A 24,524-nucleotide genomic window follows, 5' to 3' on the forward strand; every position below is an offset into this window, starting at 1 on the left:
ATCGGGGAGCAACTGGGTTAGTTCACGGCGCCCGGGTCGTCACGCCACGCCCACCCCGCCCCGCCTGATCAGCTCCTTGCCGACCGCGGCCAGATGCACCTGGTCAGGCCCGTCGCCGATGCGGATGAAGCGGGCGTAGACATAGGCGCGGGCGAGGAAGGTGTCCTGCGAGACGCCGGCGGCGCCGTGGATCTGGATGGCGCGGTCGATGACGCGGGCGGCCATGCTGGGCACCACGATCTTGGCCGCGGCGATCAGGTCGCGCGCCGCCTTGTTGCCCTCGCGATCCATCTTGTCGGCGGCCTGCAGCGTCAAGAGCCGCGCCTGCGCGATCTCGCAGAAGGAGTTGGCGATGTCCTCGCGCACCGAGCCCTGCTCGGCGAGCGGCTTGCCGAAGGCTGTGCGCGAGACCGCACGCTGGCACATCAATTCCAACGCACGCTGGGCGCAGCCGATCAGGCGCATGCAGTGATGGATGCGGCCGGGGCCGAGCCTCCCTTGCGCGATCTCGAAGCCGCGGCCCTCGCCGAGCAGGATGTTCTCCGCGGGCACGCGGACGTTGTCGTAGACGATCTCGGGATGGCCGACCGGGGCGTCGTCATAGCCGTAGGTCAGCATGTCGCGGACGATGCGCACGCCCGGCGTCGCCTTCGGCACCAGGATCATGGATTGCTGACGATGGCGGTCGGGATGATCGGGCGCGGTCTTGCCCATCACGATCAGGATCTCGCAATCCTCGTTCATCGCGCCCGACGTGAACCATTTGCGGCCGTTGATGACGTAGCTGTCGCCGTCGCGCTTGATCTCGCACTGGATGTTGGTGGCGTCGCTGGAGGCGACCTGCGGCTCCGTCATAGAGAAGCCGGAGCGGATGCGCCCCTCCAGCAGCGGCGTCAGCCAGCGCTCCTGCTGCGCCGGCGTGCCGTAGTTCGCCAGCACCTCCATGTTGCCGACATCGGGCGCCGAGCAGTTGAAGACCTCGGGCGCCCAGAGGATGCGGCCCATGATTTCCTTCACGGGCGCGTATTCGAGGTTGGTCAATCCGGGTCCGTGCTCGCTTGACAGAAACAGGTTCCAGAGCCCCTGCTCGCGCGCCAGCCGCTTCAGGTCCTGCAGCACCTGCGGCGTCTTGTAACGCGTGGCTTCCAGTTTCACCTGCTCGTAATAGAGCTCCTCGACCGGCTCGACATGCGTCCGCATGAACCGGCGGACGCGCTCCTGGAGCTCCAGCGAACGGGCGGAGTGTTGAAAGTCCATTGGGGTCTCCTGTTCGTGCCGCCAAAGCAGATGCCTCTTCCCTTCTCCCCTTGTGGGAGAAGGTGGCGCGAAGCGCCGGATGAGGGGTTGTATCCGCGCATTCAAATGTAGAGACGAGTCGCGGAGAGATACCCCTCACCCGGCTGCGCTTCGCGCATCCACCCTCTCCCACAGGGGGGAGAGGGTGCACCTTCTCCGTGGTTGCTTGCCGGCCTATTCGCCTCACGTCCCGCGCAACAGCTCGCTCGCCACGACCCAGTCGTTGCCGTCGAACTGGAGCATATAGCCGTCCTTGATGGGGCGGAAATCCTGCGGCGTGGTGTTGAGCGTGATGCCGGGCATCAGCAGCGACAGCGGCACGCTCTTTAAGTTGGCCGCCTGCGCCATGATGTTCTCACGCGTCAGATTGTCCTTGCACTGCCTCAGCAGGACCACCAGGGCCTCGGCGACGGTGTAGCCGTAGAGACCCGCGACATTGTTGATGTCGGCATTGGGCAGGCGCTTCTTCATGAAGTCGATATAGGCCGTCATCGCCGGATCGTCCTTCGGCGCCTCGACGAACGGCTTGAGCGAGCCGAGCGACAGCACGCCCTTGCCGGCATCGAGGCCGGCCGGCACCATCACGGTGGCCTTGTTGGCGCAGCCGCTGGCGATGAAGCGCTGCGGCTGCCAGCCGACCTCGTGCGCCTTCCGGACCGCCTGCGCGCAGGCGCGCGGCGTCACCGAATAGATCAGGAAGACATCGGCCTTGGTGTTGGCGAGCGTCAGCACCTGGGAATCGACGGTGGGATCGGCGACCTCGAAGCTCGAGGCCATCGCGATCGCCTTGTCGGCATCGGCGCCGAGCGCTTCCTTGACGCCGCGCAGATATTCCTTGCCGGCGTCGTCGTTCTGATAGAGCACGGCGAACCGCGCATTCGGATTCTTGGCGCGGGCATAGGCGACGTCGATCGCGGCCTCGCTGGTGTAGTTCGGCGCCCAGGGCAGCGCCATCGACCACGGCATGTTGACGGGATCGTTCCACTTCGAGGCGGAGCTGATCAAGAAGAGCTGCGGCACCTTGTTGCTGTTGAGATATTTCGCGATCGCCGAGCTCGGCGCCGTGCCCATGGTGGCGAAGATGAAGGCGACGCCGTCGCTCTCGACCAGCCGGCGCGCCGCCTCCATGGTCTTGGGCGGCGAGAACGCGTCGTCGAGCGAGATCAGATTGAGCTTGCGGCCGTTGACGCCGCCCTTCTCGTTGACCTCATCGAAATAGGCCGCGATGACCTTGCCGGTGATGCTGAGCGGCGAAGCCGGCCCACTATAGGGCATGGTGTTGCCGATCTTGATCTCGGTGTCGCTGACGCCGGGACCGTAGGATTTTTGTGCGGAAGCGGGCGTGGACAGGCAGGCGGCAGCCAACGCTGCGGCCAGGGCCAAAGCGGCTTTCATGGTTTCTCCCCGATGATTATCGCTGCGCGACGCCATCAGGCGAACGCGCGACGCGCTGCTTTTTGTCAGCGCGTCAGATCACCGGAGTTCCGCAACACGGTCTTGCGTCGAGTTGCTGGTTAGCTAGTGTGGCGCCGCCGCAGGCTGAAGCCCAGGCTGACCCAGCCCGCGCCCGCCATGATCAGGTCGATGCCGAGGAACAGGCCGAGGATGTAGACGCTGTTGACCGGCCAGCGCGCCAGGATCAACAATCCGAGCAGCAGCGTAATCACGGCCGATAGCGCCACCCACACCCACGGGCTTTCGCGCTTCATGCTGAAGGCGAGAAACAACCTGACCGCGCCGGAAGCGAGCAGCGAGGCGCCGAGGAACAGCGTCAACAGGACGGCGGCGAACAGCGGATTCTCGAAGGTCAGGAAGCCCGCGACGACGTAGAGCACGCCGAGCAGGGCCCAGATCAAGAACTTGCCCCAGCTCTTCATCTGGAACGCCCCGATGATTTCGGTGACCCCGGCCACGATCATCATCGCACCGACCACGATCACGCTCGCCACCGTCGCCATGACCATGCTGCCGAGCGCTACGAAGCCGGCGACGAGATAAACGACACCGAGCGCGACGATCCATCCCCATTTGGCATGCAGCGCGGTGATGCCCGAGCCGAGACTGGGATGGTGAGACGTATCCGAAGCACTTGTCATGGCGGCCACTCCTGCATGCGAAGCCCGCGGGCACACGCCAGACTAGCACGCACCGCACCCGGGCAACAGCCAGCAGAGCAGCCTTCACCGGCAGCAACATTGACGCAAATCAAGATCGAATGCGGCGCTTCAGTCCGGAATGCTGAAATAGAACGCCGCCCCCTTGCCCACCTCGGCGCTGGCCCAGATGCGTCCGCCATGGCGTTGCACGATGCGCGATGCGATCGAGAGGCCGATCCCCGTGCCCTCGTACTCATCGGAATCGTGAAATCGCTGGAACGCCGCGAACAGCTTGTCGGCCTGCTGCATGTCGAAGCCGGCGCCGTTGTCGCGCACGCAATAGACCGTCTCGCGCCCTTCGGTCCAGCCGATCACCGTGACCAGCGGCTTCTCCCGGGCGCGGGTGAACTTGAACGCGTTGGAGAGCAGATTGACGAGCACCTGCCGCAGCAGAGCCTGATCGCCGACGCATCCGGGAATTTCGCCCAAATGGACGAAGACCTCACGGCCGGCATGCTGCCGGCGCAGTTCGTCGACGACCTCGCCGACGAGTGCTCCGACATCGACCGGCCCCTTCGACAGCGGCTGGCGGCCGAACCGCGACAGGCGCAACAGTCCGTCGATCAGGCGCTGCATGTGCTCGCCGCTTGCCAGGATGGCGCCGGCCAGCTGCTGCGGCTGGTCCGGCCATTGCGCGGAATGATCCTCGATCAGCGTCTCCGCATAGCCGACGATGACCGAGAGCGGACCGCGCAGATCGTGCGCGACGGAATAGGCGAATGCCTCGAGCTCCCGGTTGGCGGCTTCGAGCTCGAGGGTCCGCTCGCGGACCCGCAGCGCCAGCTCCGCATTCTCCAGGTGCAGGCGCCGCACCGCGAGCGCGCGCTCCAGCACGGGAATGACGACGCTGAGCTTGAACGGCTTGAGAATGTAGTCGAGCGCCCCCGCCTTCATGGCCTCGACCGCCGTCGCGATGGTGCCGTCGCCGGTCATGATGATGCCGACCAGATGCGGATCGATCTCCCGCGCGGCCCGCAGCAGCTCGATGCCGTCCATGCCCGGCATCATCAGGTCGGCGAGCAGGAGGTCGCATTTCGTGCGCTGCAGCTCCGCCAGCGCGGATCTGGCGTCGGTGAAGCCGACCGCATCGTAATCCTCGACTGGCAACGTGTCGCACAGCGCCCGCATCTGCGCAGCCTCGTCGTCAACCACCAGGATGCGGGCCTTTGACTTTGCGGTCGGCATTTCCTATTCGCTCACCTCTATCGCACCCTGTGCGCGGCCGGGCTCGCAGCATTGCGCCAGCGTTTCCCTCAATTCGCGAAGCTTCGGCGGCTTGCTCAGGAGGCAGTCGACATGGGCCGGCATGTCATCCTCGGACATCAGGCGCTTGCCCCATCCGGTCAGCATGATCACGGGCGTGGCGGGCGACGCGGCCTTGATCGCGCTCGCCACCTTGCGGCCGTCGACATCAGGCATGCCGAGATCGGTGATCACGGCGGCGAAGGTCTCGCCGCGCGCGGAGGCGGCGCGGAACGCGGCGATGCCCGCGACGCCGTCATTGGCCGTCGTCACGACGTGCCCCTCCGCCTCCAGCGTATTGCACAATGATTTCAGCAGGAGCGGATCGTCGTCGACCAGCAGCAGCCGCAGCCGGGAGAGCCTCGCGGAATCGAGCCTGTCCTGCGACGGCGTGGCCGGCGCCGCCTGCGGGACCGGAAAATTCAACGACACGGTGGTGCCGCGACCGACGGCGCTGTCGATCTCGATCTCGCCGTTGTGCCGCCGCAGGACACCGTAGACCATCGCGAGGCCCAATCCGGTTCCGCGCTCCCCCTTGGTCGTGAAGAACGGTTCGAGGCAGCGCCGGCGGGTCTCCTCGTCCATGCCCAGCCCGTCGTCACCGACCTCGACCCGCACCTGGCCGTGCCCGTCCGCGCCGCCGGCAAGCCTGGTGCGCAGCGTCAGCGTGCCGCCGCCGGGCACCGCATCGACGGCATTGAAGATGAGATTGATCAACGCTTCGCGGATTTCGCTCTCGATGCCGGAGATCGCAGGCAATTGCTCCGCGAGCTCGGTGCGCAGCGCGATCACGGTTCCGCGAAGGTGCGGCATGTCGCTCCACCGCGCCCGCGTGAGGTCGATGACCTGCTGCACGAGCTGGTTGAGATGAACCGGCATCAGCGTCAGTTGCGGCTCTCGCTGGCGGTAGAACTCGCGCATGCGCGCCACGGTATGGGCCACGTCCTCGACCGCCCGCTGGATCGTCTCCAGATAATCGCGCGTGCGCGCACTCAGGCCCGGCTCCCGTTCCAGCAGCGATTGGGTGTAGAGCGACACCGGCGAGAGCGCATTGTTGATGTCATGGGCAATGCCGCTCGCCATCTGCCCAAGGGCGCGCAGCCGCTCCTGCTGCATCACGGCCTGCTGGGTCTGCCGCAGATCCTCGTAGGCCTGTTGCAGGGCGCCATGGAGCTGCGCCTGATGGGCGGCGAGCGCGACGTGCTCGCTCAACTGCCGCAGGAACTCGCATTCGCCGCTGCTGAAGCTGTCCCGCTCCTTCCGCGCCGCGACGAGGACGCCGAACACCCGGCTCTCCACCTGCAGCGGGGCCAGCACCATCGCCCGCAGCCCGCCCCGCGCGAGCCGGACCGGGAACGGAAAGGACGACCGCGTGATGTCAGGCTCATAGACGAGCTGACCCATCACGCAACGCGAAAGGCCGTTCTCGTCGATGTCGATCCGCGACCGCTCGGGCATCGCCAGTTCCATGGCCAGCGCACCGCTCTTGATCCCGACGCATTCCACCGTCAGCACGTGATCGACCGCGTCTTGAAAGCACAGGCAGCCGAAATCCACCGGCAACTGGTCTTCGAGACTGCGGACCACCACCTGGAAAATGCTGTTGAGATCCTGCCGCTCGCCGATCGCGCGGGTGATCTGGTGCAGCAGGCTCAATCGGGCGAGTTGCGCCTGGGCCTTCTGCTCCGCGTGCCTGCGCACGAGAATTTCGGATTCCAGCGCAAGATTGGACGCTGCAAGCTGTGCGGTCCGCTCCTCGACACGCACTTCCAGCTCCTCGTTCAAGCGCGCGAGCTGGGCTTCCGCCCGCATCCGCTCCAGCATGTCCGACGAGGCCATCCGCATCATCGAGAGCAGCAGGACGAGGCGCCCGGCGACCTTGCCGAGGTGAGCGACCATCGCCTCGGTGTCGTGCGGCGCCTGCGAATACAGCATCGCGACGTGGCCGAGCAGAACGACCGCGCCCATCAGGGCCAGCGGCCCGAAGATGCGGTCCGTCGCTCGCAGCCGCCAGCACAGAACGCAGGTGATCGCCCACAACAGCGGCGCCACGATCAACACCGGACGGGTGATATCGAGCAGGCCCGGCGGGCGATATGGCGGAAGGCGCTGGAAGATCGCAACCAGCAGCACCGCGACGACGGCCATGAACAGCGCAAAGGCCGGCATCCCGCCCCGATCCCGCCGCGCCGACCAGATCGCGGCGAGAATTCCGATCGCGAGGATGTGGGCGGCCGGCGGCCATGTCGCCGGCCGGAGAAATTCCCGCAGCTGCATGACGAACGCCAGCGACCCCGACCATTCCACGATCACCAGCACGTGGAGGAACTCCAGGACGAAGGTCGCGCCGAAGGCGATCGCGAGCCGCTTGGACAGCGGCTGTTCGATGCGCGCGCCCATATCCCAGAGCAGCAATGCCAGCAGCCCCGTGATGAGGGTGATGCTGGTGTCGAGAATGGTGTGGAGTTCCGGATAGTTCTGTCGTCCGGCGCCGAGCAGAAACACGCTGCCAATGCCAAAGGCGATCAGGACGCCCGCGACACTGAGCGATCGATTTGCAGTGCTGGCCCCGCTGTCCATATCGCTATCTTTGAGAAAGGGACGGCTCGAATCGAACGTCAGCGATGCTTCCGCCCTTTTTGCAGCGTATGCAATCTATACGTGCAGCAGCCGCGAGGGAAGCGGCAGAGCCGCCCCGGCTCCTTGCCTGCGACGATCCGGCAGGTGAATTGGCGCCGGGAGGCACCGCCGAGCGACGGCCGCGGCTTACGACCCCCGCCGCTCCATCTCGAGCTCGGCCTTGAGACTGTCGAGATCGCGGTAAATTGAGGCGACCGCAAGCACGCGGCCGGCCTTGCGGTACTTCAGCAGACAGTCCCTGCCGGCAATGCTGCCGTCGATCGCGATGTCGTCAAAACTCTCGGCGTGGCCGACATAGTTGATCGGCACATCGTAGTGCTGGCTCCAGAAGAACGGCACGGCATCGAAGCGTTCGCGCCGGCCCAGCATGTTGCGCGCCGCGGTCTGGCCCTGCCGCTCCGCGACCACCCAGTGCTCGACGCGGATGGTTTGCCGCGAATGCGGATCGGGCCAGCGCGCGATGTCGCCGGCCGCAAAGATGCCGGCGATGCTGGTTTCGAGATATTCGCTCACGCTGACACCGCGATCCGCCGCAAGCCCCGCCTTCTCGGCCAGCGCAAGGCGCGGCTTGACGCCGATGCCGACCACGACGAGGTCGGCCTCGATGACGCCGCCGCTCTTCAGCGTCGCGCGCGTACCGTCGAGCCTCTCCACAGTGTCCCCGAGGTGGAAGTTGACGCCGTTCTCCTCATGCAGCGTGCGAACGAAATCGCCCATCTCCGGTCCGAGCACGCGCTGCATCGGCCGCTCCTCCGGAGCGACCACATGGACCTCCAGCTTGCGTGCCCGTAACGAGGCCGCGACTTCGAGGCCAATGAAGCTGGCGCCGATCACCAGCACGCGCCTCGCGCTGCCCGTGGCCTTGATGATGGCACGGCTGTCGGCGACAGACCGCAAGGTGTGGACATGGGGCTGGTCGGCGCCCGGAATCTGCAATTTGACCGGCTCGGCGCCGGTCGCGAGCAGCAGCCGGTCGAACGGCAGTCTGTCGCCATTGCCCAGCGTGACGCCGCGTGTCTTCGCATCAATCGCGGAGACATTCGTGTTCAGCCTGAGATCGATGCCCGCGTCCCGATAATAGTCCTCGCCCCGCAGCGGCAGCCAATCCTCCGGTGCGTTGCCGGCAAGATAGTCCTTGGAGAGGTTCGGCCGGTCGACCGGCATGGCGCCGTCATCGCTGAGCATGGTGATGGTGCCGGCAAAGCCCTCGCGCCGGAGCATCTCGGCCGCCGCGAAGCCGGCCGCGCCGCCGCCGACGATGACGAATTTCTCGGGCGCCGGCGCGCTGCGGGCCGTCGGCTTCGGTGCCTCACGCTTGCGCTGAACGATAATCCTGTCCTGGTCCCGCGTCACCTCCCATACGGCCAGCGCGCTCAAGGCCGGCGGCCGCGTCGCCTCGCCCGATCGCAAGGAGAAGCAGGCGTGATGCCAGGGACAGCGGATGGTGTCGTCCACCACCAGGCCTTCGGCGAGCGGGCCGTGATAATGGCTGCAGGCGGGTTCGATCGCGAAGACCTCGCCGCCCGCCTGGACCAGCAGCACATCTTCCGCGCCGACATGGCCGAGCAGCTTGCCGTCCCTGAACGCGGTGAGCGCCACGCCTTCGGTCAGATCCGGTCCGCTGGGCTTGCTTTCCTCGCTCATGGTCATCTCCCTCGCAGCTCAACGCGCAGCTCAGGATTGGACGGCGGGACCGGCGAAAAGTTCCCGCGATCGCTAAAATCAGGACCCGGCAGCCGCCTTGCGCACGTCGGCCACGGCCTGCGCCCATTCGGCCGGCCGCTCCTGCGGCAGGTTATGACCGGCGCCCGCGAACACGCGCCGCTCGAAAAAGCCCTCGAACTTGCGCGCGTGATGGGCGGTGCCGGTATTGACCCCGTCGCTGTCGCCGTCGATTGCGATCGTCGGAACGCGGATCGGCGGCTGTGCCGCAAGCTTTTCCTCGATCCCCGCATAGGCGGGATCGCCCGCGACCAGCGCGTAACGGTGGCGGTAGGAGTGGATCACGACCTCGACGAAATCGGGATTGTCGAACGAGGTCGCGCTCCGCTCGAACGTCGCATCGTCGAAGGCCCATGTCGGCGACCACATCGACCAGAGCTGGCGGGCGAAGCCGCGCCGGTTGCGCTCCAGCGCGCGGCGGCCGCGCTCGTTGTGGAAGAGATATTGATACCAGAGCGCCGCCTCATGCGCCGGTGCCGCCGGCTCCATGGCGCGGGCGATGTCCTGGATGTTGTAGGAATTGCCGGAGACGAGCCCGACAACGCGCGCGGGGTGCAACGCCGCAACCACGCAGGCCGCGCGGCCGCCCCAGTCATAGCCGCCGACGACCGCGCGTTCGATGCGAAGCGCATCCATGAAGGCCAGAAGATCGGCGCCCAGCGCCGCCTGCTCGCCGGAGCGCAGCGTTTCCGGGAAACGAAACCGCGTCGGCCCGTAGCCGCGCAGCCAGGGCACCAGCACCCGCGCGCCGGCCTGCGCGATGATCGGCGCAGTCTCGGCATAGGCATTCACGTCGTAGGGGAAGCCGTGGCCCATGATGCAGGGCCAGCCGTCAGGCGTGCCGTATTCGAGATAGGCGATGTCGAGGACATCCGTAGTGATGGTTTTTTGTTGCATGATTTGCTTACGGATTTGGGACTTCGTAGCCCGGATGGAGCGCAGCGACATCCGGGATTCGCGGATGCAGGTGTCCCCGGATTGCGCTGCGCTCCATCCGGGCTACAACAGGGCTACTTCTGCGGGCCCGACAGCGAGATGTCGCGTTCGGCGCGGAATACGTTGCTGTAGAGGTTGGCGATCCACTGCCGGCCGATCTCGGTCTTGTTGAGGTAGCCGATCTCGGTCTGGATATGCGGTGCGACGCTGTTCCAATAGAACTGTGGATAGCGGTTCACGATGTCAGCGGGCGAGTCGTAGCCGAGTTGTCGGTTCATGCCGACCTCCTCGAACTCGTAATAGAGCGCGTTGGCCTTGCGCAAATAGTTGGGATCGCCGAGCTGGCCGATGAAGTCGGCGGCGCGCAGGATCGAGGCCTCGTCGTCATAGTCCTGGCCTTCCCGGGCCGGAAACCGCGTGCCCTCGATGGCGCGGGCAATGCGTTCCGGATCGAGTCCGGGAATATGTCGCAGCCGCCGCGTCACGTAAAGCTTCGACCGATCGACGTGATACATCATCAAGCTGGCATCCGATGCGCCGCGCGGCAAACAAATCTTGGTGTCGGCCGCATCGATCACGAAGCCGTCGACGTCATCCTCCTCGAACAGGCCGCGCACATAGCCGATGTCGTGGGCAAGGCAGGCGATCAGGATATGGACGTAATCCGCGGCCGACAGATGCGTATGGAGACTTCGGCCACTGAGGATGGAATGGCCGGCCAGCGTCACCAGCATCGTATGCTCGATATTGTGATAGAGCGCATCGCTATTGCCGATGCATTCCATCGCAGTGCGGGTCGCGCTCTCGACGATACTTGCAGATGTCTCGTCGTACCGGCGACGCATGAACGTACCGAGCAACTTCTCCAGGGATTCGGCCGCCAGCCTCGGTAACGTGATCATGGATGCAGCCCCGCTTGTCGGTGGTGTTCCACGCCAACTCCCGACGTCTCATTCATGTCCTCGACGCAAAGGCCAGCATAGCCCATCTTTTGCCGGGTGACCAAATCCCGGAACAAAAATACGGAAATATGTTGCGTTGCGCGCTGCGACATCGCGTTTGCGGTCACGGCGCGATACACCCGGGGCGGGCCCGGCAGGACTGCGGCCGCCCAACACAAATCAAATTCGCTTTATCGGATGTTGACAAGAGACCACGGGAACGGGCCGCCGCCTGGCGCATGCGCCTGCATCGTCCTGGACGGCGGAGACCCGCGGTCATTCCACCAGCAGCACGTCGACGGCGACGCCGAGCTTCTGCTTCGGCGAACCGACGATAATGCCATCGACCGGGGAGACGTCGGAGAAGTCACGCGCGACCGCGAGCACGATATGGTCGCCAGCGACCAGAAGATCGTTGGTCGGATCGAAATCGACCCAGCCCAGCTCCGTCCCGCACCACAGCGACACCCAGGCGTGGGTGGCGTCGGCGCCTTGCAGCCGCGGCTGGCCCGGCGGCGGGATGGTGCGCAAATAGCCGCTGACATAGGCCGCCGGCAGGCCGAGCCCGCGCAGCCCTGCGATCATCACATGGGCGAAGTCCTGGCAGACGCCGTGCCGCTTGTCGAAGACCTCGTTGAGCGGCGTCGAGATCACCGTCGCCTTGGGATCGTAGCGAAACTGGTTGCGGATGCGGTGCATGAGATCGACCGCCCCTTTGAGGATGCCCTCGCCGGGTGGAAAGCTCTCCGCCGCATAGGCGCTGACCGGACGCAGCACCGGCACCAGCGGACTCGCAAAGACGTAGCCGACCGGGGATGACGGCCCGAGGCTGGTTGCCTCGAATGCGATGTCGCGGATGCTCTCCCAGGCCGGGCTGACAGCATCGCGCGCCGGCGGCTGGCGCGAGACGGCGACGCGCGAGCGCGAGTCGATGCGCAAATTGCGATGCGCGGCTTCGATCACCACGCTCTCGGTCAGCGTGCCGAAGAAGTCGCGGCGGATATTGCGCTCGGACGGGCGCGGACGGATCTCGACCTGGTGCGAGATCAGTTCCTGACCGCTGCCGCTCTTCGGCTCCAGCCGCAGCGTGCAGCGGGCGAAGCTGACCGGACTCTCGTATTCGTAGGTGGTGACGTGACGGATGTCGTAGATCACGCCAGCCCCGTCAGCTTTTCCGGCCGGCTGGCATTGGGGCCATGCGGGAAGTAGTGCAGCCCGATCGCCTCGGCGAGGCTGAGCAGATCCTGCTCCAGCGAGAACAGCGTCTTGACCTCGAGCTTCTCGGCCTCGGCCGTCGCCAGCATCGCCTGCACCGCCACCGCGAGCCGTTGCGGCTGCTCGATCAGGCCGTGCTCCTTCAGGCTCGGCAGCGCCGCGATGTGCTCGTTCAGCGTCGCCACCTGGAACGCGACCGAACGCGGGTTGAAGCCGTCGAGCACCGCGAGGTCGCGCACCGGCGCCAGGATCGGCGCCAGCAGATAGCGCGAGCGGTAGGTGATCTGGGAATCCACCAGCGTCAGCAGGATGTCGAGATCCTCGTCGCCGGCCTCGTCATAGGCGAACTGGCGCGCGAATCGCGCAGTGTTGATGGCGCGCTCGGTGCGGCGGCCGATGTCGAGGAAGCGCCAGCCGGCGGCGCGGTTCATGTTCTCCTGCGCAAGGCCGGCAAAGCTCGCCAGTTCCTGCAAGGTCAGCTCGGCCGCGCTCAGCACGCTGTCGTCGTCCTCGACCTCGTAGGCGAGGCGCTCAGCCATCTCGGTGATGACCTGCCAGGCATCGGGCGAGAGCCGCTCGCGCAAGGAGGTCGCGGTGCGCTGCGCCGCACGCACCAGCGACAAGGCCGAGCCGAAGCGCTCCGCGCTCTGCAACGCCTCGGCGGCGATCCGCCCGGGGGCCGCGCGCGAGGTCTGCGAGATCGCACCCCAGGCCACCAGCAGGCGCTGGATGCGTTCGGCCGATTGCAGCGAGGCAGCGGTGCCCTTGTTGGGCCCGCTCGGCGAGCCCAGCGCGCGCACCAGCCGCAGGGTCGCCTCGGCGCGCTCGAGATAGCGGCCGAGCCAGAACAGATTGTCGGCGGCGCGGCTCGGCAGCACGCCGGCGATGCGGCGGATCCGCACCTTGTCGGTCGCGGGCAGCAGCGTCGCGGTCGAGACCTGCTTGCCCGAGACGACCCAGACGTCGGCGGCGCGGGCGCCGTCGCCCATCGACACCGCGCGCGCATCGGCCTGCTCGGCGATGCGGCAGAAGCCGCCGGGCATGATGGCCCAGCCGTCGGGCGTGGCGGCTGCGAACACGCGCAGCACGAAGGGGCGCGGCGTGATCTGACCCTGCTCCCACACCGGCATGGTCGAGAGCCGCACCACCTCCTGGCCGACATAGTCCATGCCGCGTGCGCCGATGGCGTCGATCAGGCGCTGGCGTCCGGCGGCGTCGAGCTCGCTCGCCAGCACCGGACCGTTGCTGTCGAAGCCGGGAACGCCGCGGCGGTAGGCGCCCTCGATCGCGACCTCGTCGAGCCGCGACAACACCTCGTCGCGCGCGATGCGCTGGCCGCACCACCAGGTCGCGATGTGCGGCATCTTCAGCTCTTCGCCGAGCAGGCGGCGGCTGAGCGCCGGCAGGAAGCCGAGCAGCGCCCGCGCCTCCAGCACGCCGGAGCCCGGCATGTTGGCGACGACGACGCCGTCCTTGCGCAGCACGTCGATCAGGCCGGGCACCCCGAGCCGCGAAGACGCATCGAGCTCGAGCGGATCGAGCGAATTGGAATCGACGCGGCGGAGCAGCACGTCGAGCCGCTTCAGGCCGGCGACGGTGCGGATGTGGATGCGGTTGTCGCTGACGGCGAGATCGTCGCCCTCGACCAGGAGGAAGCCGAGATAGCGCGCCAGCGTCGCGTGCTCGAAATAGGTTTCGCTGAAACTGCCGGGCGTGAGCACGCCGATCCGCGGCTCGTCGCGATCGGCGCGTGCGCGCAGGCTGTCGCGGAACGCCTCGAAGAACGGCGCGACGCGCGGCACGTTCATCGACTTGTAGAGATCAGAGAAGGCGCGCGAGAGCACCAGGCGGTTCTCCAGCGCATAGCCCGCGCCTGAGGGCGCCTGCGTGCGATCGCCGAGCACCCACCAGCGACCGTCGGGCCCGCGGCCGACATCGGCGGCGTAGAGCGAGAGATAGCGCCCGCCCGGCGGCGGCACGCCGCAGACGGGACGGAGATATTCGGGACTGCCGGCGATCGCGGCCGCCGGCAGCGCGCCTTCCGCGACCAGCCGGCCCTCGCCATAGATGTCGCGCAGCACGAGCTCGAGCAGCTCGGCGCGCTGGGTGATGCCGTCGCAAAGCTGCTTCCAGTCGGCCTCGTCGATCAGCAGCGGCAGATGGCTGAGCGACCACGGCCGGTCGGCACTGTCTCCCGGGGCGCGGTAGGTGACGCCGGCCTCGCGGAGGTGGCGGTCGGCCATGCCGAACCGCCGCTCGATCTCGTCGGGCGCAAGCGCGCCGAAGGCATCGAAGAAGCGGCTCCAGACCGCGCGCGGGGCGCCGTCGGGCCCTAGGAACTCGTCGGGAATGCCGGGCAGGCGGCTATAGTCGCGGACCCATTGCGCGAGCCGGCGCTGGCTTTGCGCCTTACCCGCCTTGTCGTCCTCTTCGGCTGCGCCCTCGCCCATGCGCCTCTCCCTGCCCCACCCTCATACTCATTGCAGGAGCGGGGTTCGCAAGTCGAGGGTCAGCGGAAACTCATTTGTGCGTTCCTCGGGCGGCGGCTGCATCGGCCCCGGCGTATGGCCATGGTCCTGGAAGCGCGCCAGCCGCCGCGCCTCGGCCTCATAGGTGTTGACCGGCTTGGTGTCGTAGCTGCGCCCGCCCGGATGGGCGACGTGATAGACGCAGCCGCCGAGCGAGCGGCCGTTCCAGGTGTCGATCAGGTCGAAGGTCAGGGGCGCGTGAACCGGAATGGTCGGGTGCAGGCCGGAGGCCGGCTGCCAGGCCTTGAAGCGGACGCCGGCCACGGCCTCCGAGGAGCGACCGGTCGAGGTCATCGGCAGGCGGCGGCCGTTGCAGGTCACGATGTGGCGGCCCTCGACGAAACCCTCCGCCTTGACCTGGAGGCGCTCGACCGACGAGAGTCGACATAGCGCACGGTGCCGCCGGCCGACCCCTCCTCGCCGAGCACATGCCAAGGCTCCAGCGCCTGGCGCAATTCCAGCGTCACGCCGCCATGATGGACGCGGCCGAAGGCGGGGAAGCGGAATTCGAGCTGGGCCAGATACCATTCCGGCTCGAACGGATAGCCGAACTGCTTCAGCTCGGAGAGCACGTCCAGGAAATCTTCCCAGATGAAATGCGGCAGCATGAAACGGTCATGCAGCGCCGTGCCCCAGCGCACGAACTTGCCCTGCTGCGGCTCGCGCCAGAACTTTGCGATCAGCGCGCGGATCAGGAGCTGCTGCGCCAGCGACATGCGCGGATCGGGCGGCATTTCGAGCGCGCGGAATTCGACGAGGCCGAGCCGCCCCGTCGGACCATCGGGCGAATAGAGCTTGTCGATGCAGATCTCGGCGCGGTGGGTGTTGCCGGTGATGTCGACGAGCAGATGCCGGAACAGCCGGTCCACCAGCCACAGCGGCGTCTGGTAGCCCGGCGGCGGCACGTGCGAGAGCGCGATCTCGAGCTCGTAGATGCTGTCGTGCCGGGCCTCGTCGATGCGCGGCGCCTGGCTGGTCGGGCCGATGAAGAGGCCGGAGAAGAAGTAGGACAGCGACGGATGCCGCTGCCAGTGCAAGACCAGACTCTTGAGCAGATCGGGCCGGCGCAGGAACGGCGAGTCCTGAGGTGAGGAGCCGCCGACCACGACGTGATTGCCGCCGCCGGTGCCGGTGTGGCGGCCGTCCACCAGGAAGCGGTTGGCGCCGAGGCGAACCTTCGCCGCGTCCTCATAGAGGCCGGAGGTGATGTCGACCGCGTCGCGCCAGCTCTTGGCCGGCTGGATGTTGATCTCGATGACGCCGGGATCGGGCGTCACCTTGATGACCTCGATGCGCGGGTCGAACGGCGGCGGATAGCCCTCGACATGGACCTGGAGCTGCATCTCCTCGGCGGTCGCTTCGAGCGCCGCGACCAGTTCGAGATAATCCTCGATCCGCTCGACCGGCGGCATGAAGGCGCAGAGCACGCCGTCGCGGACCTCGACCGACATCGCGGTGCGGACCGGGATCGACGTGTTGAGATGCTCGGGCGCGACCCGCGGCGGCGCTTCCGGGCGCGCCGCGAGGGTGAACACCGGCAGCTTGCCCCGCGCCTCCATCGGGTCGCGCTCGATGATGTAGGGATATTGGTTCGGCGGGACGTAGCCGAGCGAACCGATCGGCAGGCGCAGGCCGAGCGGGGAATCGCCCGGCGTCAGGAACAGATGATTGCGCCGCAACGTCCAGCGCTCGCTGCGCCAGCGCGGCGGCGCGTTCCAGCGCTGCACCGGCAGCACGAAGCCGCGCGGGGTGTTGAGGCCCTGCTCGAACACCCGCGCGATCCGCGCACGTGCCTCCGGATCGGACAATTTGGAGTCGGTCGGATCGACGTTGACGGGAAGCTCGGCCTCCTTCTGAAGCCAGAGTGCGGTGTCTTCATAGGCCGGCATGATGTAGCCGGGATCGAGCCCAAGCCGCAGCGCCGCGCCCCCGATAAATGCCTCGGCGTCCTTCGTCCCCGCGGGCCGCGGGTTCTCGATCTTGGCGATCAGGTCGACATTCTTCCAGATCGGCACGCCGTCCTTGCGCCAGTAGAGGCCGAAGGCCCAGCGCGGCAGGCTCTCGCCCGGGTACCATTTGCCCTGGCCGTAATGCAGAAGCCCGCCCGGCGCGAAGCGCGTGCGCAGGCGGCGGATCAGATCGTCGCCGAGCGCGCGCTTGGTCGGGCCGACGGCTTCCGTGTTCCACTCCCCCGCCTCGAGATCATCGACCGAGACGAAGGTGGGCTCACCGCCCATGGTGAGCCGCACGTCCGCGCTCGCGAGATCGCCGTCGACCTGCTCCCCGAGATCGTTGAGCCGAGCCCAGGATTCGTCGGAGAACGGTTTTGTGATGCGCGGCGCCTCGCGGATGCGCTTGACGCTCATGTCGAAGGCGAACTCGACCTCGGCAAAGCCGGCACCGCCGGAGATCGGCGCGGCCGAGCGATAATGCGGCGTGGCAGCCACCGGGATATGCCCCTCGCCCGCCAGCATGCCGGAGGTGGCGTCGAACCCGATCCAGCCCGCGCCCGGCAGGTAGACCTCGGCCCAGGCGTGCAGGTCGGTAAAGTCGTTCTCGACCTCGGGCGGTCCCTCGATCGGATCGATGTCGGGACGGATCTGGATCAGGTAGCCGGAGACGAAGCGGGCGGCGAGCCCGAGATGACGCAGCGTCTGGATCAGGAGCCAGGCGGAGTCGCGGCACGAGCCGGCGCCAGAGGAGAGCGTCTCCTCCGGCGTCTGCACGCCGGGCTCCATGCGGATGATGTAGCGGACGTGTTTCTGAAGCTCGCGATTGAGATCGACCAGGAAGTTGACGGTGTTCGGGGCTTCATGCGGGATCGTGTCGAGAAATTTTGCGAACAGGCGATCCGGCTTGACGGTCTCGAGATAGGGCGCCAGCTCCGTCTTCAGGTCCTTGGGATATTCGAACGGGAAGCTGTCGGCATAGGGCTCGACGAAGAAGTCGAACGGGTTGACCACGGTCATCTGCGCCGTGAAATCGACCTCGAATTTCAGCTCGGTCGTCTTCTCCGGAAAAACGTAGCGCGCCAGCCAGTTGCCCTGCGGATCCTGCTGCCAGTTCACGAAATGGTTGGCCGGCGTGACCTTGAGCGAATAGCTCAGGATCGGCGTGCGCGTGTGCGGCGCCGGCCGCAGACGGATGGTCTGCGGGCCGAGATCGATCGGGCGGTCGTATTTGTAGTGCGTGACGTGGTGTAACGCGACGTAGATCGACACGGGGTACGGTGCTCCAGCAGCTTTTTTGAGCAGAACACCTGACGTCAGTGCGATCAAGCACTAACAACGGGCAGACCGTGCCTAGGAAGTGTCCGTCGTTGCCCCGTAGGCCTGGACGGAGCGAAGCGTAATCCGAGCTACACGGGCAGTATCGTAGGGTGGGCGAAGCGAAGCGTGCCCACCGCTTTCGTCGTGTGGATCGATGGTGGGCACGGCGCAAGAGCGCCTTTGCCCACCCTACGAACGTGGATGTCCGGGACAAGCCCGGGCATGACGACCTCTTGTAGGGTGACGCTACGCCGCCGAGGTCAGTCGCTGCAGGAACTGCGTGACCTCGCGCTTGAGCGTCTCGACCTCGCCATGGACGCGTTCGGAGGCGCTGTTGACGCGGCTTGCAACCCGCCCCGTGTCGGCGGCGGCCTCGCTGATGCCTGTCACGTTGGAGGAGACCTGGGAGGTGCCGGCCGACGCCTCCTGGACGTTGTGGGCGATCTCGCGGGTGGCAAGACCTTGCTGCTCGATCGCGGTCGCGATCGAAGCGGTGATCCCGTCGATCTCGGCGATGGTCTGCGCGATCGCCTCGACCGCTGCGACCGAATTGGTCGTCGATTGCTGCATCTCGCCGACCTTGGCGCTGATCTCCTCGGTCGCCTTCGCGGTCTGGTTGGCGAGGCTCTTGACCTCGGAGGCCACCACCGCGAAGCCGCGACCGGCCTCGCCCGCACGCGCCGCCTCGATCGTGGCGTTGAGCGCCAGGAGGTTGGTCTGCTCGGCGATCTCGCTGATCAGCTTGACGACGTCGCCGATCCGCATCGCCGCATCCGCAAGCGTGCGGATCTCGCTGCCGGCGCGATTGGCTTCGTTCACGGCGCGTCCGGTGCTCGCGGTCGAGCCGGTCACCTGACGGCCGATCTCGGCAATCGAGGACGCAAGCTGTTCGGCTGCGCTGGCGACGGTGGCGACGTTGCGCGAGGCATGATCGGACGCGCTGAGCACGCCGGAGGTCTGCCGGCTGGTCTTCTCAGCCGCCGCCGCCATCTGGCCGGCGTCGGATTCGAGATCGGTCGCGGCACCCATGAGGGTGCCGGCCACCTGGTCGAGATGCGTGCCGAACTGCTGTGCGAGGTCCGCGATCTCGACGACCCTGCGGCCGAGACTGTCGGTGCCGGAATTGATCACGGCGGCCGAACGGCGGAACGAGCCGGGCAATCCGCGCGCCAGGATCTTGCGGAAATACTTGCCGCGGCTGGCATACTCCATCGACGCCGAGGCTTCACGCAGATAGGCGTCGGTGATGTCGAGCATGTCGTTGACCGACTTCTGGATAGCGCCGATCCGCCCGGCCTGACGGTCGCTCAGGATGCGCGCCTCGAGATCGCCGCGCGCCGCCTTGCGGCACACATCCGCGACCTCATCGACGGCCACCGCCGTGCGACGCTGGCACCAGACGGCATAGCCGAGCAGCGCGACCGTCGCGCCTGACAGCGCCGCACTGATGATTCCAGTCACACCGAGAAGCGAGAGTCCGAAGGCAACGACGGCGAGGATACACGCGAGCGCGGTCGCTCCCTGCGCCTTAGAGAGAGAGCACAAATTCATCGTAACCGACACCCTGTTGCTTGAGCAGGCCGACCATCGCATCGAAACTCGCATGCATGCCGTCCTTGGCATTGGCATGCCGCGCTTCTTCCGCGCACAGCGTCTTGTAGATCGGCTTGATGCGCTCGACCTGCGCCGGATCCGGCTTGCGACGGTTGGAGTGATAGCCGACGATATTGCCGCGTTCGTCGAACGTCGGCGTGACGTGGGCGAACACCCAGTAATGACTGCCATCCTTCGCCAGATTGACGACGTAGGCGAAGATCTCCTGCTTGGACTGAAGCGTGTCCCAGAGTAGCTTGAAGACGCAGCGCGGCATGTCGGGGTGGCGGATCAGGCTATGGGGGGCGCCCATCAGCTCGGCATAGCTGTATTTCGCCATGCGGATGAAAATGTCGTTGGCGTAGGTGATGCGGCCCTTGAGGTCGGTCTTCGATACGATCAGCTCCTCCTCACCGAGGAGATTTTCCACGCCAGTCGGCCGTATCGCACGCGTCATCGTTGACGAATCCTCACGAAGGGCGGCGCCCTCGAAGGAGTCGCCCGCATCACCTCACGATTACGGTGCGAAATGTTAATCCCGAGTGACCGCAGGAGCTCCTGCGGTCATATGACACCTACGTATGACTACTTAGGTGTCCGCGTCCTGCAGCGAGGTGCATCAGCACCGCTACATCGTCGCGCCCAGCACCCAGGGCGCGAACTCGGCGCCGCCGAAATCGAAGCTCTCGCTCTTGGTCGGCTGTCCCGAGGCCGTCTTGAGGATGAGCTCGAAGATGCGCTGGCCGCATTGCTCGACGCTCTCCTCGCCCTCGAGGATGGTGCCGCAATTGACGTCCATGTCCTCTTCCATGCGCTTGTACATGGGCGTGTTGGTGGCGAGCTTGATCGACGGCGCCGGCTTGCAGCCGAACACGCTGCCGCGGCCGGTGGTGAAGCAGACCAGATTGGCGCCGCCGGCGACCTGCCCGGTCGCCGCGACGGGATCGTAGCCGGGCGTGTCCATGAACACGAAACCCTTCTTGGTGATGGGCTCGGCGTAGCGCAGCACCTCGACGAGGTTGGTGGTGCCGGCCTTGGCCATCGCGCCGAGCGACTTTTCCAGAATGGTGGTGAGGCCGCCGGCCTTGTTGCCGGGGCTCGGATTGGCGTTCATCTCGGCGCCTTCGCGCTCGGTGTAGGCGTCCCACCAGCGCATGAGATCGACCAGCTTCTCGCCGACCTCGCGGCTGACGGCGCGGCGGGTGAGCAGGTGCTCGGCGCCGTAGGTCTCCGGCGTCTCCGACAGGATCACGGTGCCGCCGTGGCGCACGATGAGATCGCTGGCGGCGCCGAGCGCCGGGTTGGCCGATACTCCGGAATAGCCGTCGGAGCCGCCGCATTGCAGGGCCACGGTGAGCTCGCTTGCCGGCACCGTTTCGCGCTTCACCTTGTTGGCGTCGGCGAGCGCCTCGCGCACGAAGGCAATCCCCGCCTCCACCGTCTTGCGGGTGCCGCCGACCTCCTGGATGTCCATCGCGCGCAGGCGGCCGGCGAGCTTTTGCTCCTCCATCAGGCCGCCGATCTGGTTCACCTCGCAGCCGAGGCCGAGCACGATGACGTGGGAGAAATTGACGTGGCGCGCGTAGCCGCCGAGCGTGCGGCGGAGTAGCGCCAGCGGCTCGTTCTGCGTCATGCCGCAGCCGGTCTTGTGCGTCAGCGCGACCACGCCGTCGACGTTGGGGAAATCGGCCAGCGGGTTGTCGCCGCTGAAGGGGTTCTTCTTGAAGACGTCGGCGACGAGGCTCGCGACATGCGCGCTGCAATTCACCGAAGTGAGGATGCCGATATAGTTGCGCGTGGCGACGCGGCCGTCCGGGCGGCGGATGCCTTCGAAGGTCGCCGGCAGGTCGAAGTTCGGCGTCGGCTTGACGTCGGCGCAATAGGCATAGTCCTTGGCGAAATCGCCCATGCCGCAATTCTGGGTGTGCACGTGCTGGCCGGGCGCGATCGGCACCGTGGCAAAGCCGATGATCTGGCCGTAGCGCTTGATCGGCTCGCCGACGGCGATCGGCTTGATCGCGACCTTGTGGCCGGAGGGAATGCGCTCGACCGTGGTCACGCCGTCGGCCACCGATGTTCCCGGCGGCAGGCTCGCGCGCGCGATCAGCACGCCATCATCGGGATGCAGGCGGATGGCGGGGCTGATGGTCATGAGAGGTCTCCTTAGGTCTTCAAAGTATCGTGCCCCGGACGCTGCGCAGCGCGAAGCGGTGCGCTGCAGATCCGGGGCCTAGTTGTCACGTCATGTGCTTCGCCAGCGACTGGGTCCCGGCTCTGCGAAGCGGCGCTAGGCGCCGTATCGCGTCCGGGACACGAGAGATCAGGCCTTGCCGCCCGAATCCTTGCGGGTCGCATTCACCTGCATCTTGGCATAGGTGGTCATCAGGCCGACCTCGTTCGAGAGCGTCACGAGCTTGAAGCCCATGTTGATGGCGCGCGCCGCGCCTTCGGCGCCGCTGCAATGGATGCCCGGGTTGAGGCCCCGCTTGCCGCACTCCTTGATGATCTTCTCGTAGATCGCGAGGATCTCCGGCTCGCTGCGGTCGAGCTTCGGCTCGAGACCATAGGAGAAGCCGAGATCGGACGGGCCGATATAGACGCCGTCGATGCCCTCGACGTCGAGGATCGCTTCCATGTTCTCGACCGCGGTCTTGGTCTCCATCATCGGCAGCAGAATGGTGTCGGCGTTCGCCGTCTTCTGATAGGAGCCCGCGGTGCCGTACATGCCGGCGCGGATCGGGCCGTTGGAGCGGACGCCCTGCGGTGGATATTTCGAATAGGAAACGAGGTTCCTGGCCTCCTGCGGCGTGTTGACCATCGGGCAGATCACGCCATAGGCGCCGCCGTCGAGCACCTTGCCGATGATGCCGGGCTCGTTCCAGGGCACGCGGACCATCGGGGTCACCGGATGCTTGTCCATGGCCTGGAAGCACTGCACCATCGACAGATAGTCCTGCACGCCGTGCTGCATGTCGACCGTGACGCTGTCGAAGCCGCATTGCGCGATCATCTCGGCCGAGAAGCCGGAGGGAATCGCGAGCCATGCGTTGACCACGGCCTTGCCCGACTTCCAGATTTCCTTGACCTTGTTCGCCACGTTGCCTTCCTTCTTTGTTGTTTGGGCCGTCGTCACCATGACGAGCGCCGCGACAGCACGGCCCCGCTGTTAGCGCGAACCGGAGCGCCGCGCTACGCTCGCAATGACGCAAGACCTATGCAGTCGCCCTCTGGATGCTGACTTCGCTGACGCCGACCTCGCGGGCGGTATTCACTATCGCCGCCCGGGTGTCATCCGGCAAGGGGATGCCGTTTTGGGTGCGCTGGATGCGGGTTTTCCGCCCGGGATCGCCGGGAATCAGCACCTGATCGAGCCCTGCTACCGGCTTGAAGTCGACATGGCGCAAGACCTCTGCATCGAACACATGGGAGGTATCGACCACCTTGGGGATCGACAGGGAAGGCCAGCATGCCGTCGGCAAAGCGCCGGCCGCAGGAGGTGGCCCCGGTTCCGGTCAGCGCGCCCCTGGCCCTCACTCCTCGGCACTTGCCTCGTTGCCGGCGCCGAGCCCCGCAAGACTCTGTTCGAGTTCGCCGAGCATCTCCTGCAATTCGGCGAGCTTGCGGGCGCCGAAGCGGCTGGTGATCTCGGCGTAGATCGCCTCCGACGTCGGCGCGACGGAGGCCATCAGCTTCACGCCCTCCTTCGAGATCGAGACCATGCTGCGGCGCTGGTCCGCCTTCGCGGTCTTGCGCTCGATCAGATTGCGCGCCTCGAGATCGCGCAGGATGCGCGACAGGCTCGGCCCGAGCAGAAACGCCGTGCGCGCGAGTTCCGTGACCTCTGCGGCGTCGATGGCCGCCAGCGCACGCAGGATGCGCCATTGCTGCTCGGTCAGGCCGTGCTCACGCAGCGAGGGACGAAACTGCCGCATCACCGCCTCTCGCGCGCGCAAGAGCGACATCGGCAGCGAGCGCGAGAAATCGCGCATCGGAACCTGCCGTGCGGCAGGCGCGCTAGCGTTGGCGGGATCGGCCGGTCTCTTCGTCATGACGCCCTTTCAAGCCGCAGAATGTTTGCAGTGCAGCAAGGCCAGATTCTGTTTGACGCATTCACTTAACATGTTAAGTATCTCCCCGCACCACGATTTGTCAGATCACAGATGGCGCTTTCCAACGACGATATCCAAGCTTGCGCGAGACGTCTGCACCAGGCGGAGAAGACCCGCACGCAGATCCGGCAGCTCTCGCAGGATTTCCCTGGCATCACCATCGCTGACGCCTACGCGATTCAGAAGACCTGGGTCGACGTCAAGATCGCCGAGGGGCGCCTCGTCAAGGGCCACAAGATCGGCCTGACCTCGAAGGCGATGCAGAGTGCGCTCAACATCGACGAGCCGGATTCCGGCGTGCTGCTCGACGACATGTTCTTCGCTGACGGCGGCCTGGTCCCGACCGAGCGCTTCATCGCGACGCGCGTCGAGGCCGAGCTCGCCTTCGTCATGAGCAAGCGCCTCGCGGGGCCTGATAGCACGATGTTCGACGTGCTCAACGCCACCGATTTCGTGGTGCCGGCGCTGGAGATCCTGGACACGCGGATCGAGCGCGTTGATCCCAAGACCAAAGCGACGCGAAAAATCTTCGACACCATCGCCGACAATGCGGCGAATGCCGGCATCGTGCTCGGCGGCCGGCCGATCCGCCCGCTGGAGGCCGATCTGCGCTGGATCGGCGCGCTGTGTTTCAAGAACGGCCAGTTGGAAGAGACCGGCCTTGCCGCGGGCGTGCTCAATCATCCCGCCACCGCCGTGGCCTGGCTTGCCAATAAGATCGCGCCGCTCGGCCTTGCGCTTGAGCCCGGCCAGGTGGTGCTCGCCGGCTCCTTCATCCGCCCGATCGAGACCCGCAAGGGCGACACAATTCAGGCCGATTATGGCGCCTACGGCTCGGTGAGCTGCTACTTCGCCTAGGCGAACAAAAAAGACAGGG

Annotated in this window: 16 protein-coding genes and 2 pseudogenes; 1 reads left to right on the forward strand and 17 read right to left on the reverse strand. The window is 66.4% G+C overall.

What is annotated here, in order from left to right:
* Positions 1-39 precede the first annotated feature (39 nt).
* From ACVWW6_RS37295 to hpaR, 17 genes and pseudogenes are all read right to left on the reverse strand, one after another.
* Positions 40-1,257: an acyl-CoA dehydrogenase family protein gene (locus tag ACVWW6_RS37295; protein ID WP_456682507.1), complete on the reverse strand. Its 1,218-nt coding sequence runs from the start codon at positions 1,255-1,257 to the stop codon at positions 40-42.
* 222 nt (positions 1,258-1,479) lie between these two features.
* A complete protein-coding gene (locus ACVWW6_RS37300) occupies positions 1,480-2,691 on the reverse strand; it encodes an ABC transporter substrate-binding protein (protein ID WP_304551688.1) in 1,212 nt (403 codons plus the stop codon).
* A gap of 119 nt (positions 2,692-2,810) precedes the next feature.
* Positions 2,811-3,392 (reverse strand): HdeD family acid-resistance protein, encoded by a 582-nt coding sequence (locus ACVWW6_RS37305; protein ID WP_028172340.1) that lies wholly within the window; start codon positions 3,390-3,392, stop codon positions 2,811-2,813.
* 129 nt (positions 3,393-3,521) lie between these two features.
* Positions 3,522-4,637 (reverse strand): sensor histidine kinase, encoded by a 1,116-nt coding sequence (locus tag ACVWW6_RS37310; protein ID WP_011085770.1) that lies wholly within the window; start codon positions 4,635-4,637, stop codon positions 3,522-3,524.
* 3 nt (positions 4,638-4,640) lie between these two features.
* Positions 4,641-7,274, reverse strand: coding sequence for an ATP-binding protein (locus ACVWW6_RS37315; protein ID WP_456682508.1), 2,634 nt, complete (start codon positions 7,272-7,274; stop codon positions 4,641-4,643).
* Positions 7,275-7,460: 186 nt separating this feature from the next.
* Positions 7,461-8,978 carry an FAD-dependent oxidoreductase gene (locus ACVWW6_RS37320; RefSeq protein ID WP_456682509.1) on the reverse strand — a complete coding sequence of 506 codons (1,518 nt, stop codon included), beginning with the start codon at positions 8,976-8,978 and terminating at the stop codon, positions 7,461-7,463.
* A 78-nt stretch (positions 8,979-9,056) separates the two neighbouring features.
* Positions 9,057-9,953 carry an alpha/beta fold hydrolase gene (locus ACVWW6_RS37325; RefSeq protein WP_456682510.1) on the reverse strand — a complete coding sequence of 299 codons (897 nt, stop codon included), beginning with the start codon at positions 9,951-9,953 and terminating at the stop codon, positions 9,057-9,059.
* A 113-nt stretch (positions 9,954-10,066) separates the two neighbouring features.
* Positions 10,067-10,894, reverse strand: coding sequence for a metal-dependent phosphohydrolase (locus ACVWW6_RS37330; RefSeq protein ID WP_028172344.1), 828 nt, complete (start codon positions 10,892-10,894; stop codon positions 10,067-10,069).
* A gap of 315 nt (positions 10,895-11,209) precedes the next feature.
* Entirely contained in the window at positions 11,210-12,088 is an 879-nt protein-coding gene (locus ACVWW6_RS37335; RefSeq protein ID WP_304551683.1) for a transglutaminase family protein, read from the reverse strand.
* Positions 12,085-14,598, reverse strand: a complete 2,514-nt coding sequence (locus tag ACVWW6_RS37340; protein ID WP_304551682.1) for a circularly permuted type 2 ATP-grasp protein — start codon at positions 14,596-14,598, stop codon at positions 12,085-12,087. Before ACVWW6_RS37340 ends, ACVWW6_RS37335 begins: the two co-directional genes overlap by 4 nt.
* A gap of 27 nt (positions 14,599-14,625) precedes the next feature.
* A pseudogene (locus ACVWW6_RS37345) lies at positions 14,626-17,897 on the reverse strand (transglutaminase family protein).
* Between the two features lie 294 nt (positions 17,898-18,191).
* Entirely contained in the window at positions 18,192-19,496 is a 1,305-nt protein-coding gene (locus ACVWW6_RS37350; protein WP_028172347.1) for a methyl-accepting chemotaxis protein, read from the reverse strand.
* Positions 19,474-19,995: a PAS domain-containing protein gene (locus ACVWW6_RS37355; protein ID WP_011085759.1), complete on the reverse strand. Its 522-nt coding sequence runs from the start codon at positions 19,993-19,995 to the stop codon at positions 19,474-19,476. The genes ACVWW6_RS37350 and ACVWW6_RS37355 overlap by 23 nt, the downstream gene beginning before the upstream one ends.
* Before the next feature lie 171 nt (positions 19,996-20,166).
* Positions 20,167-21,690 carry a UxaA family hydrolase gene (locus ACVWW6_RS37360; RefSeq protein WP_456682511.1) on the reverse strand — a complete coding sequence of 508 codons (1,524 nt, stop codon included), beginning with the start codon at positions 21,688-21,690 and terminating at the stop codon, positions 20,167-20,169.
* A 168-nt stretch (positions 21,691-21,858) separates the two neighbouring features.
* Positions 21,859-22,635: an HpcH/HpaI aldolase family protein gene (locus tag ACVWW6_RS37365; RefSeq protein ID WP_008549964.1), complete on the reverse strand. Its 777-nt coding sequence runs from the start codon at positions 22,633-22,635 to the stop codon at positions 21,859-21,861.
* Positions 22,636-22,750: 115 nt separating this feature from the next.
* A pseudogene (locus ACVWW6_RS37370) lies at positions 22,751-23,060 on the reverse strand (malate dehydrogenase); the annotation flags it as partial.
* An 8-nt stretch (positions 23,061-23,068) separates the two neighbouring features.
* Positions 23,069-23,587, reverse strand: coding sequence for a homoprotocatechuate degradation operon regulator HpaR (hpaR, locus tag ACVWW6_RS37375; RefSeq protein ID WP_011085755.1), 519 nt, complete (start codon positions 23,585-23,587; stop codon positions 23,069-23,071).
* Positions 23,588-23,698: 111 nt separating this feature from the next.
* Here hpaR and hpaH point away from each other — a divergent pair, with 111 nt between their 5' ends.
* A complete protein-coding gene (gene hpaH, locus ACVWW6_RS37380; protein ID WP_456682512.1) occupies positions 23,699-24,505 on the forward strand; it encodes a 2-oxo-hept-4-ene-1,7-dioate hydratase in 807 nt (268 codons plus the stop codon).
* The last annotated feature ends 19 nt before the right edge of the window (positions 24,506-24,524 follow it).

This window comes from Bradyrhizobium sp. USDA 3311 (genome assembly GCF_054062495.1).

Bases quoted from the DNA above. Each gene is read 5' to 3' on its own strand.
- ACVWW6_RS37295 (WP_456682507.1), bottom strand. From the start codon at position 1,257: ATGGACTTTCAACACTCCGCCCGTTCGCTGGAGCTCCAGGAGCGCGTC.
- ACVWW6_RS37300 (WP_304551688.1), bottom strand. From the start codon at position 2,691: ATGAAAGCCGCTTTGGCCCTGGCCGCAGCGTTGGCTGCCGCCTGCCTG.
- ACVWW6_RS37305 (WP_028172340.1), bottom strand. From the start codon at position 3,392: ATGACAAGTGCTTCGGATACGTCTCACCATCCCAGTCTCGGCTCGGGC.
- ACVWW6_RS37310 (WP_011085770.1), bottom strand. From the start codon at position 4,637: ATGCCGACCGCAAAGTCAAAGGCCCGCATCCTGGTGGTTGACGACGAG.
- ACVWW6_RS37315 (WP_456682508.1), bottom strand. From the start codon at position 7,274: ATGGACAGCGGGGCCAGCACTGCAAATCGATCGCTCAGTGTCGCGGGC.
- ACVWW6_RS37320 (WP_456682509.1), bottom strand. From the start codon at position 8,978: ATGAGCGAGGAAAGCAAGCCCAGCGGACCGGATCTGACCGAAGGCGTG.
- ACVWW6_RS37325 (WP_456682510.1), bottom strand. From the start codon at position 9,953: ATGCAACAAAAAACCATCACTACGGATGTCCTCGACATCGCCTATCTC.
- ACVWW6_RS37330 (WP_028172344.1), bottom strand. From the start codon at position 10,894: ATGATCACGTTACCGAGGCTGGCGGCCGAATCCCTGGAGAAGTTGCTC.
- ACVWW6_RS37340 (WP_304551682.1), bottom strand. From the start codon at position 14,598: ATGGGCGAGGGCGCAGCCGAAGAGGACGACAAGGCGGGTAAGGCGCAA.
- ACVWW6_RS37350 (WP_028172347.1), bottom strand. From the start codon at position 19,496: ATGAATTTGTGCTCTCTCTCTAAGGCGCAGGGAGCGACCGCGCTCGCG.
- ACVWW6_RS37355 (WP_011085759.1), bottom strand. From the start codon at position 19,995: ATGACGCGTGCGATACGGCCGACTGGCGTGGAAAATCTCCTCGGTGAG.
- ACVWW6_RS37360 (WP_456682511.1), bottom strand. From the start codon at position 21,690: ATGACCATCAGCCCCGCCATCCGCCTGCATCCCGATGATGGCGTGCTG.
- hpaR (WP_011085755.1), bottom strand. From the start codon at position 23,587: ATGACGAAGAGACCGGCCGATCCCGCCAACGCTAGCGCGCCTGCCGCA.
- hpaH (WP_456682512.1), top strand. From the start codon at position 23,699: ATGGCGCTTTCCAACGACGATATCCAAGCTTGCGCGAGACGTCTGCAC.